Here is a 1505-nt window from a genome sequence, read left to right as displayed (position 1 = left end):
ACGGCCGGTCCCGAGCTGCCCGAGGAATTCACCGGATCTTGCGGGGAGGGCTTCGATGCGGGTTCCGCAACCGCAGACGTCGCGCCATCCGTTTCGCTCACACGATCCGCAGCCTGCCGCAGCACCTCCGCAACCCGTTCGAGCGGGCCGCGTTGAGTGCGCTTGGTGGTCTGCTGTGCAACCTGCTCGGCGCGGCTGGCCACGGAACGCAGCACGGAGGCGTCCTGGAGCTCCAGATCCCGGGCGGCCATGGCGAGTTCGAGCGGGGGATCGGCGGGGTTGGGCTTGGTGGCCCATTCCAGCAAACCGGTCAGTACAGGGCTGGACAGTGACTTCTTGAGCGCGGGGCGCAGGGCTTCCACATCGGACAGCGCCACGAGTTCGCGCGGCGGGGTGGAACCGTAGCTGCGGGCCGCCTGATCCAGGGGTCCGCGGTCGTTGAACAGCGCGGCAAGCATGGCCGCCGATGCGTAGCGGTCTTCGATCGAAGAGGCCTCGGAACTCTGCGTGAGCAATTGTCGTTGAGCCGGCGCTCCCGCATCGCGCACAACCTCCAACAATGCAGGGTCCGCACGCACGAACCGGGCGGGCTCGCTCAAGGCGCGGGCAAGGTCCGGGTCAAGGTCTTCACTCATATCGATCGCCTCCGTAGTCCGTTCTACGAGCCTACGTGAGGATGCCCGCGGCGTCTCGCTCTCCGGACCGCCCCTGTCGCGATTCAGTTAGGCCCGCTAATGTGCTGTGGGTGACACGTCCCACATCTTATGCATCGAGCGGAGCACCCGGAGTGCTGCTGGTCGTGCTGATGGGGGCCATGGCCATCGGGCCCGTGTTCAATTACGCGTTGGGGTCCCTGAGCGCGCTGATCGTGGACGAGTACGGCATCACCGAGGGCCAGTACGGGTTCATCCTGGCGGCTGTGTATCTTTCCGCCGGGCTCACGGCCACGTTCCTCGGGGTGCTCGCGGACAAGCTCACCCCGCGCTTCCAGATCGCGTTGATCTTCTCGGGCATCGTGGTCGCGTTCCTGGTGAGCGCGATGTGGCAGTCCTTTGTGGTGTTGCTGGCCGCTGCTCTGATCGCCGGTGTCGCGCAGTCCTTCTCGAATCCCGCCACCAACCGTCTGATTGCCCAGCGCACGAGTTTCACCCAGCGTGCCCGGTGGATGGGTTGGAAACAGTCCGGGGTGCAAATGGGCCTGCTGATCTCGGGGCTCACGTTCCCGTTCCTGGGTGTGGCTCTGGGCTGGCAGACCTCCGCACTGATCGGCGCGGCGGCATGCGTTCTCGCGTTGGTGATCGCGTGGCTGATCATCACCAAGGTTGAGCGCGACGTCGCCTCCCGCCCGACCTCTCCCGCCCAGTCCGCGGCGCCCGATCGCGGAAAATTGCCGACGGCGGTCTGGCTGTTCTCCCTGGTTGCTTTCCTCAATGCCGTGGGAACCCAGGGTGTCACCGTGTACTCGTCGCTGTTCGCGGTGCGCGCGCTGGATTTCCCCTTGACCG

At 66.0% G+C, this 1505-nt stretch carries 2 protein-coding genes; one reads left to right on the top strand and one right to left on the bottom strand.

Annotation, left to right across the window (positions count from 1 at the left end; all coding sequences use genetic code 11):
- Positions 1 to 635: hypothetical protein (locus Q4E95_RS13860; RefSeq protein ID WP_303383848.1), on the bottom strand; the 635-nt coding region annotated here is incomplete at its 3' end.
- Between the two features lie 110 nt (positions 636 to 745).
- Here Q4E95_RS13860 and Q4E95_RS13855 point away from each other — a divergent pair.
- On the top strand, positions 746 to 1505 hold a 760-nt coding region (locus Q4E95_RS13855), incomplete at its 3' end, for an MFS transporter (protein ID WP_303383847.1).

Origin of the sequence: Kocuria sp., from assembly GCF_030536815.1 — a bacterium.
In the GTDB taxonomy this organism is placed as follows: Bacteria; Actinomycetota; Actinomycetes; order Actinomycetales; family Micrococcaceae; genus Kocuria; species Kocuria gwangalliensis.
This window is presented reverse-complemented; position numbering and strand designations above follow the sequence as displayed.